The organism is Pseudomonas reinekei (genome assembly GCF_001945365.1).
Classification (GTDB): domain Bacteria; phylum Pseudomonadota; class Gammaproteobacteria; order Pseudomonadales; family Pseudomonadaceae; genus Aquipseudomonas; species Aquipseudomonas reinekei.
Map to the genome: position 1 here is coordinate 108,834 of NZ_MSTQ01000004.1, position 9,116 is coordinate 117,949.

At 61.2% G+C, this 9,116-nt stretch carries 7 protein-coding genes; 6 read left to right on the top strand and 1 reads right to left on the bottom strand.

The features are described from left to right. The 6 genes from BVK86_RS07475 (at window position 1) to BVK86_RS07500 (ending at window position 8,171) form a co-directional block, all read left to right on the top strand. Window positions 1-2,181: a PepSY domain-containing protein gene (locus BVK86_RS07475; protein WP_075945823.1), complete on the top strand. Its 2,181-nt coding sequence runs from the start codon at window positions 1-3 to the stop codon at window positions 2,179-2,181. Next, entirely contained in the window at window positions 2,165-3,136 is a 972-nt protein-coding gene (locus BVK86_RS07480; protein ID WP_231977899.1) for an FAD:protein FMN transferase, read from the top strand. The genes BVK86_RS07475 and BVK86_RS07480 overlap by 17 nt, the downstream gene beginning before the upstream one ends. Before the next feature lie 210 nt (window positions 3,137-3,346). After that, on the top strand, window positions 3,347-3,961 hold the full coding sequence (locus tag BVK86_RS07485; RefSeq protein ID WP_075945824.1) for a biliverdin-producing heme oxygenase: 615 nt from the start codon (window positions 3,347-3,349) through the stop codon (window positions 3,959-3,961). Next, a complete protein-coding gene (locus BVK86_RS07490; RefSeq protein WP_075945825.1) occupies window positions 3,958-6,198 on the top strand; it encodes an ATP-binding protein in 2,241 nt (746 codons plus the stop codon). The genes BVK86_RS07485 and BVK86_RS07490 overlap by 4 nt, the downstream gene beginning before the upstream one ends. A 213-nt stretch (window positions 6,199-6,411) precedes the next feature. Beyond that, on the top strand, window positions 6,412-6,927 hold the full coding sequence (locus BVK86_RS07495; protein WP_075945826.1) for a GNAT family N-acetyltransferase: 516 nt from the start codon (window positions 6,412-6,414) through the stop codon (window positions 6,925-6,927). Next, complete coding sequence (locus tag BVK86_RS07500; protein WP_075945827.1) at window positions 6,927-8,171, top strand: MFS transporter; 1,245 nt, start codon at window positions 6,927-6,929, stop codon at window positions 8,169-8,171. The genes BVK86_RS07495 and BVK86_RS07500 overlap by 1 nt, the downstream gene beginning before the upstream one ends. Window positions 8,172-8,226: 55 nt before the next feature. Here BVK86_RS07500 and BVK86_RS07505 read toward each other — a convergent pair whose 3' ends face one another. Then, the gene (locus BVK86_RS07505) at window positions 8,227-9,096 is read right to left on the bottom strand and encodes a TauD/TfdA dioxygenase family protein (RefSeq protein ID WP_075945828.1); all 870 of its coding nucleotides are present in this window, start codon (window positions 9,094-9,096) and stop codon (window positions 8,227-8,229) included. Between the last annotated feature and the right edge of the window lie 20 nt (window positions 9,097-9,116).

The following is a 9,116-nucleotide window of genomic DNA, read 5'->3' on the forward strand; positions in this document are numbered from 1 at the left end:
ATGCTTCGCCAGTTCCACTCCCTTCCCGGCCTGATCGCCGCCCTGTTGGTCATGGTGCTGGCCATCAGCGGCGCGATCCTGTCTGTCGACCCGGCGCTGGAGCGCCTGCACAGCACGTCCACGTCTGCCCGACAACTCAGCGTCGGACAACTGGCCGGGCGCGTTGCCAGCCACTTCGCGGGCGTGGAGCAGATCCAGCGTTCAGCGTCCGGCACGGTGATCGTTTACTACAACCAGAACGGCCAGGCCGGAGCGGAAAAGGTCGACCCGCTGAGCGGCGAGGGCCTCGGCCCTTACGAGCCGTCCGCGTTCTCCCGCTGGGTGAAAGACCTGCACCGCTCGCTGTTCCTTGGCACGCCGGGCCATGGCGTGTCGGGTATCGGCGCCCTGTTCATGCTGACGCTGTCAGTGTCCGGCGCGCTCTTACTGGTTCGGCGCCTGGGTGGCTGGCGCAACCTGCTGCGGCCGCTGCGGGGCACTTTCAGCCAGCGCTGGCATGCTGAGGTCGGGCGACTGACCTTGCCCGGGCTACTGCTGTCAGCACTCAGCGGGCTCTATATGTCCGCCACCACTTTTGGTTTTATCGCCGACGGCAGTCAAAGTGAACCCGCCTTTCCCACCCACGTCAGCGCCGGCCCGGCGTTGCCGGTGGCGAAGCTGCAAGCCTTGCAGGCCACCGACCTGAACGACCTGCGCGAGCTGGTCTACCCGAGTCCCGGCAACCCGCGCGATGTGTTTTCCCTGCGCACGGCTCAGGGCGACGGCTACGTGGATCAGGTCAGTGGCGCCTTGCTGTCCTATCAAGCCCACGACTCGATGCACAACCTCCATGAATTGATCTACCAGTTGCACACCGGCGAAGGCCTGTGGTGGCTGGGCCTGCCGCTGGGGCTCTGCGCCCTCTGCGTGCCGTTGATGAGCGTGACCGGCCTCCTGTTGTGGTGGCGCCGCCGCAAGGCTGGCCCGAACATTCGCCACAACAGCCCTGCCCACCGCGCCGACAGCGTGATTCTGGTGGGCAGTGAAAACAACAGCACGTGGGGTTTTGCCAAAACCTTGCACGACGCCCTGCACCAGAGTGGACATCAGGTGCACAGCGCGGCGATGAATGAATGGGTCGGCGATTACCGCAATGCCCAACGGGTGTTCATCCTCACCGCGACCCACGGTGACGGCGATGCACCGGCCTCGGCTTCGAAGTTCCTGGCGCGACTGGCCAAAACCGGCCTCAAGCCTGGCCTGCCCTTTGCGGTGCTGGGCCTGGGCGACCGCCAGTTTGCGCAGTTCTGTCAGTACGCCCATCAAGTGCAGGACGCTATGTTGCAGGCCGGCGGCTCGCCATTGCTGGGGCTAGAAACCGTTAACCGCCAGTCCCCTCAGGAGTTTGCGCGCTGGGGCCACGCGTTGGGCGAAGTGCTCCAGCATGACCTGACACTGATCCATACGCCGCAGCGGCCACAGACCCATCCCTTGGAGCTGACAGAGCGTATTGTCTACGGTGAACAGGTGAACGCACCGACCCACGTCTTGCGCTTCAAGGCACCCGGCAAGCTGCCGGACTTTCTGGCCGGCGACCTGGTCGGGATTCTGCCCCCGGGCAGCCCGATCCCGCGTTTCTACTCGCTGGCTAGCGGTTCCCAGGACGGCGTGCTGGAGATCTGCGTACGTAAACACAACGGTGGCATGTGCTCGCAATTCCTTCATGGCCTGGACATCGGCGCGCAGATCGAAGCCTTCATCCAGCCCAACCCGCAATTTCGTCCGGCATCGGGTACGCACCCGGTGATCCTGATCGGCGCCGGTACCGGCATCGGCCCCTTGGCCGGTTTTATCCGCAACAACACGGCCCACCACCCAATGCACTTGTATTGGGGCGGGCGCAACCCGGCCTCGGACTTCCTCTACGAGCCGCAACTCAAGCAGTACCTGGCCGACCGGCGCCTGACAGCATTGCGCGCGGCCTTTTCTCAGGCTCAAGACCGCTGCTACGTGCAAGACCGGCTGATCGGCGATGCCCTGACCTTGCGCCGGCTGATTGAAAAAGGCGCCCAGGTGCTGGTGTGTGGCAGTCGCGAAATGGCCAAAGGCGTGATGCATGCCCTCGATGAGGTGTTGGCACCTCTCAACCTGACGGTGCTGACCCTCAAGGCACAAGGACGCTACCGTGAAGACGTCTACTGAGTTGCAGCGCTACAGCCTGAACGGCGAAACCATGGGCAACCGCTACACTGCCCTGTTCTATGCCGGGGCCGGAATAGATACCGACGAAGTGGGTCGTCACTTGGCGTGCGCGGTGGCCCGGGTGGACCAGCAAATGTCCACCTGGAAACCCGATTCGGACCTCAACCGCCTCAATGCTGCCCCCGAGCAGCAATGGATTTCGGTGCCCCAGGAACTGGCAACGGTGCTGTCAGCGGCACTGCGTGTCAGTCAGCAATCCGGCGGCGCCTTCGACATTGCCGTCGGTGATCTGGTGAATGCCTGGGGGTTCGGCCCCGCAGAACCGACCGTTACAGAACAGGCGCTCGCGACGATGCCGCCGCGCACCCGGCTGTCAGCCAGCGCCGCGTTGGTGGTCGACCCGTTACGCAATCAGGTGCGCAAACGCGCGCCGCTGCACCTTGATTTGAATGGCATCGCCAAAGGCTTTGGCGTCGATGAGTTGGCCCGTTGCCTGGAAGGTTTTGGCATCACCCGCTACCTGGTCGGCATCGATGGCGAGATGCGCGCCCGGGGCGTCAAACCTGACGGCCAGAACTGGGCCGTGGCGGTGGAAAAGCCTGACCGGGGCGTGCGTGCAGTCATGGGTGTGATGGAACTTGGCGACGCCGCGATCGCGACCTCCGGGGACTATCGACACTGGGTCGACGTGGCCGGTCAGTCCTATGCTCATACCATGAACCCGGCCACCGGCGCGCCGCTGTGCAACCCGCTCGCGGCCGTCACCGTAGTGGCCGCCTCGTGCATGCTCGCCGATGCCTGGGCCACGGCGTTGCTGGTCCTGGGGGAAACCGAAGGACCACGTCTGGCTCAGGAACGCGGGATGGACGCGTTGTTCGTTCTGCGCGAGGGGGAAAAATTCAAAGAAATATCCATTGTTGGTGGTCAGTTGCAGGCGCAAATTGAACCTCGCTGACGCCGATTGCCGGCCCCCTGGTCACAGCAACCATCCCCTTCCAGCTTGATAACCTTGATTGAACACCGACATGTCCGTTAGAACTTTTCTTGGAGAGCTCGCTCAAATTCAGATCGGGGTTCATTCCGGCTTATGATGCTGGAACGGTAAAATGACCTATACGCCCCACTCCAAGCCTGGCCCCATGTGGCCTCACCAAGAGCGATCTACATGCAAGCAAAGGCCCGTGAAGTTTGTGTGCCACCGGTGCTTAAAGATCTCAGAGCCGGCACTGCCGAACTGCACATCACATTGGAAAAACGCCTTCCCTTTTTCTCCGACACCCTCGATACGCCGGCTTTTGTACGGCTGATGCAGGCCTATTACGGCTTCTATCTGCCGCTGGAAAACGCATTGCTGGACAGCCATTCGATCCCGGCCGACTTTGATCTGACACCCCGTCTCAAAGCACAGACCTTGCATGCCGACCTGCGAGCCCTGGGTGTATCCACCGACGCGCTGGCAAGCCTGCCCCAGTGCGATCAACTGCCGCTCATCACCACCCGTTCAGCCTGCCTTGGCGTTCTATATGTGCTCGAAGGCGCGACGCTCGGTGGGCAGATTCTGCGTCGGGAAATCGCCTCACGGCTAGGCCTGGAAGCCGATAACGGCGCGGCCTTTCTCGATATCTACGGCGCTGCCACCGGTCGCCGCTGGCGTGACTTCATCCACTACTTGAGCACTCGCCCGATGAGCGCCGACGAGCGCGCTGCCGTCGTCGCAGCGGCACAAACCACATTCAGTTGTTTCGAGCGCTGGCTCGAAATCCAGGAGGTACTGGTATGACCCCGCAAGACATGGACGCGTTTGAAGAGCTGCTGGCCAACTGCGCCGACGAGCCGATTCGTTTTCCCGGTGCGATCCAGCCCCACGGTGTGCTGCTGACCCTGAGCGAACCTGCATTGGGCATCATCCAGGTCAGTGCCAACGTCGAAACCCTGTTGGCCCGGGCGCCGCAAGGCCTGATTGGTCAGCCCCTCGAGAGCTTGATCGGCGACGCCGAAGCGGCACAAGTACGCGAAGCCTTGCTGCACCCCGCGCTGTCCGACGTACCGCCGCTGCACTTTCGACTCAATGACACCGCGTTCGTGGGTTTGCTGCATCGCCATCAGGGTGTTCTGATCCTTGAGCTGGAAATCAACGTCGAGAACTTCCAAACGCTGAACGTTGCGGGTAACCAGACTCATCTGGGACGCATGCTTCAGCGTCTGCAAGCGGCCACCACCCTGCAGACGCTGTACGACATCAGCGTCAAGGAAATCCAGGCCATGACCGGCTACGACCGGGTGCTGATCTACCGTTTTGAGGAAGAAGGCCACGGTCAGGTCATCGCCGAAGCATCCTCCCCGTCGATGGAATTGTTCAATGGCTTGTTTTTCCCGGCGTCAGATATTCCCGAACAAGCGCGCGAGCTGTATCGCACCAATTGGCTGCGGATCATCCCCAATGCCGATTACCAGCCCGTGCCGCTGGTGCCAAAGTTGCGTCCGGATACGAACACGCCGCTGGACCTGAGTTTCGCCACCCTGCGCAGCGTGTCGCCGATCCATTGCCAGTATATGAAGAACATGGGAGTGCTGTCGTCGATGAGTATTTCCCTGCTCAAGGGCGACAAACTCTGGGGCCTGATCAGTTGCGGCAATCGCCAGCCACTGCATGTGCCGCAGGAGTTGCGCGCGGCGTGCCAGACCATCGGCCAGGTGTTGTCGCTGCAAATCAGCGCCATGGAAGCCTTGGAGATCAGCCGCCAGCGTGAAGAGAAAGTCGAAGCGTTGGCGCTGCTCAATCAAGCGATGATCGACTCGCCACAGAATGTGTTCGACGGCCTGGCACATCAGCCGCAGACCCTGATGGCGCTGACCAATGCCGGCGGCATCGCGATCATTGAAGACAAACAATTGCACCGGTACGGCCACTGTCCGGAGCCGGATGAAATTCGCGCTTTGCAAAAGTGGCTGCAGGATCGCGGCGAGGCGGTCTTTGCCAGCAATCACCTGGCCGGTGTCTACCCGCCGGCAGAGCAATATCAGCAAGTGGCCAGCGGCGTACTTGCCATCAGCCTGCCGAAACCGGTTGACAACGGGGTGCTCTGGTTCCGTCCGGAGGTTAAGGAGAACATCAATTGGAGCGGCGATCCGCGCAAGCCGCTGGATCTGGAAAACTCCGAGGCTGGCCTGCGTTTGCGCCCGCGCACCTCGTTCGAAATCTGGAAAGTCGAGATGGCCGGAATTTCCACCCAGTGGAGCCACGGTGATCTGTTCGCCGCCAACGATCTGCGCCGCTCGGCGCTGGAAAACGATCTGGCTCGGCAAGTACGCCGCGAGCAGGAAGCCGTGCGCGCCCGCGATGAGTTGGTGGCGGTGGTTTCCCACGACTTGCGCAATCCAATGACGGTGATCTCGATGCTCTGCGGCATGATGCAAAAGGCCTTCAGTTCCGACGGCCCGCACACTTCCCGTCGAATCTCAACGGCCATCGACACCATGCAACATGCTGCCGGGCGTATGAACACGCTACTCGAAGACTTGCTCGATACGTCGAAAATCGACGCCGGGCGCTACGTCATCACGCCGCAGAAACTCGACGTTGGCCAGATGTTCGAAGAGGCACAGTCGCTGCTCGCACCGCTGGCGCTGGACAAGGACATCAGTATTTCCTTCGACGCCGATCCCGATCTACGCATCCACGCCGATCCGGAGCGGCTGTTTCAGGTACTGTCGAATTTGGTCGGCAACGCGATCAAGTTCACCCCGCGATTGGGCAAGGTGCGCGTGCATGCCAAGTCGGTCGGCGACGAGATTGTCTTCACCGTGAGTGACAGTGGCGAGGGCATTCCCAAGGAAAACCTGCCGCATGTTTTCGACCGCTACTGGACAGTAAAAGAGGGCAACCCAACCGGCACCGGCCTCGGTTTGTACATTACCCAGGGTATTGTTGAGGCTCACGGGGGGACAATCTGCGCTGAAAGCGAACCGGGTAGAGGATCAGAGTTCCGATTTACCGTGCCGCTGTTTACAGAATAGCGCCTTGACTGCCGGGCTATTGACTCATTGAGAAGCGACAGTTCGCTGTTCAGAGGCAACCCGGCAGGCAATTACGATTTTCCACCGATCGTTTAATAATTTAAGCTGGGGTCATGCAGAAGGAACCATCGTCGGAGCTATCAACACTGTGTTATGAACTCAGTCCCGCCGCGTGAAACCCCTGTCCCTTTTCGATCACGCGAGGAGCATTGGATGCTGGCGTTACGCACCGAGCAATTGTATTTTCGGACCCTGGTAGAGTCTGATTGGCCGTTGTTTCTCAGGCTGCATACCGAACCCCAGACCATGCAATTCGTGTTCGGCGACATTGCTGAGGAACAAATTCGCAAAGGCTTCGACCACCGCCTGCCGGCGTGGACGCCGCAGTCCGAGCATTGGTTGTGCCTGGTGGTGATCCACGAGGCCAGCCAGCAGGAGCTCGGCGTCAGCGGTTTCCGCATTCTGTCGCCGGGCCATGCCGAGGTTGGCACGCTGCTGCTTCCGGAGTTTCAGGGAAAGGGCTTCGGCACCGAATCCCGCAAGGCGATCATCGACTACGCGGCGGCCATCGGCCTCGAGTCGCTGGAGTCGACCGTCACCGACGGCAATATCGCCTCGTGCAAAGTGCTGGAGAAATGCGGTTTCGTGTTTGAACGCCGCGTGCCCCAGGCCTATCAGATTGGTGATCAATGGTTTGACGACCTCATCTATCAGCTTCGGCTCAGCTGATGGGCCAGCGCCCTGTCACCAGCACCCTGGCCTCATTGCGCGCCCTGCCCGCCCCGACGCGCTGGCTGTTGATGGGGATCGGCCTGGCCCGCGTTGCCTCGTTCATGATCTGGCCGTTCATTGCGGTGGCGATGAACAAACGGTTCGGCACGCCGATCACCGAGATCGGCGCGCAACTGGCCCTCGGCGCGGTGATTTCGATTGCCTTGTCGCCGCTCAGTGGTCTGTTGGGGGATCGCTTCAATTCGCGCAACCTGATGCTGTTCGGTTGCGCACTGTGCGCCAGCTGTTACCTGCTTATGGGCCTGTTGCCCGGGCAAACCAGCTATTTCGCGGCAATCATCGGCATGGCGCTGTCCCAGAGCATTCTCGAGCCACTGTTGCGCATGCTGTTGAGCGATACGGCGGTCGATGATGCCCAGCGCACGTTCCTGTTCCACATCCGTTATTACGTGGTCAACTGCGCGGCGGCCATCGGCCCGCTGATCGGCCTGTGGTTTGCCAACCATCAAAGCGACGGCGTGTTCTGCGTTGCCGTGTGCGTCTATGCCTTACTGACCCTGACGATCATCAACGCCGACCGTGCGCGGTTGCGTAATCCGCACCTGACGAAAACCACTTCGCCAGCGCTGCGGGAAATCTTGCGCGCGATACTCGGCAGCAAGTTGTTTTTATCGATCATCGTCGCCAACTTTTTCCTGGTGCTGGTCTACGCGCAGATCGATGAACCGCTGACCTTTTACCTGCTGCAATTGAGCGTCGATGACATCAACCACATCATCGCCATGATGAGTTTCACCAACGCCGCCGTGGTGCTGGTGGTGCACCTGCTTTTGATGAATTGGCTGATTACCCTGGCCGACAAGACCGCCTACCTGATGGCGCTGGGCTGCCTGATGGTCGCCCACGCCCTGATAGCGCTGAACACCGGGGCCTGGTGGGCCGGCTGGCTGTTTGCCGTGGTCTTCGCAACGTTTGCCGAGATCATTGTGATGCCGCTGTTCGGCACCTTGATCGATCGCCTGGCGCCGCGGGGCATGCGCGGAAGTTTTATCGGGATTTCGATGTTGGCGGGGTTGGGTACAGCGCTGGCACCGTTGCTCGGTGCGGTGGTGATTGCGCATTTTGGTGGCGCGGTATTGTTCTGGGGGTTGGCGTTAGCGTGCATTCCGATTGGCTTGTTGGGGTATCGGGTGTTGCGGGCTAGCCAGCCTGAGTTGGCGCCAGCGCCCTCCCCGGTTTGATCGCTGCCCTTTATGGGAACGAGCAAGCTCGCTCCCATGGGGCAATGGTCTGGGGTCAAGCCTTGGGTTGTTTGCCGAGGATCGTCACGCGCTCGCCGTAGCGCGAATGCGGGAAGTAATCCCAGACCGCGTGATGCTGGGTGCAGCGGTTGTCCCAGAACACTAGGGTGTTGGGCGCCCAGCGCACGCGACAGCTGAGGATCGGTTCCCGCGCGATCAGATCGAACAGCATGTTCAACAGGGTCTGGCTCTCGCCGCCAGACAGCTGGACGATGTGCGAGGTGAACCCGGAGTTCACGAAGAGTGTCTTGCGCCCGGTTTCCGGGTGGCGAACCACCACCGGGTGCTCTGTCCTGGGCAGGTTGGCCGGTGGCTGGAAGCCTTTCCACGGAATCTCGCCGTCGTGGATCGCAGTCAATTCACCCAGGAACTGCTGCATTGCCGGCGACAGCATCTCCAGGGCCAGGTGCATGTTGGCAAACAGCGTATCGCCGCCCGTGCCGATGGCCGGGGTTTCCTTGACGTACAGCATCGAGCCCATGGACGGCTCCAGGTCCGCCGTGCCGTCGGTGTGCCAGGTTTCCCCGGCGACGAACCGCGATTGCGCGCTGGCGCGGATTACAACCAGCTCCGGGTCATCGCCGTCGATGTCCTCCACCGGCAAGGACCGCAGTTCGCCGAACAGTCGGCCGAAGGCTTTGTGCTGCTCTACTGTCAGGTGCTGGTCGCGAAAGACCAACACGTGGTTTTCCAGAAAGGCCCTGCGCACTTCGGTGAGTTGCTCTTCGCTCAATGGTTGTGACAGGTCGATCCCGCCCACTTCGGCGCCGATGATCGGCGTGAGACGGTCCAGGGTAATGCTGTGGTAAGGCGCACGGGATTGCCCTGCAATGCACTCGATCGCCTTCAATGCCAATTGATCCATGTTCCCTCACCTTTTTATGT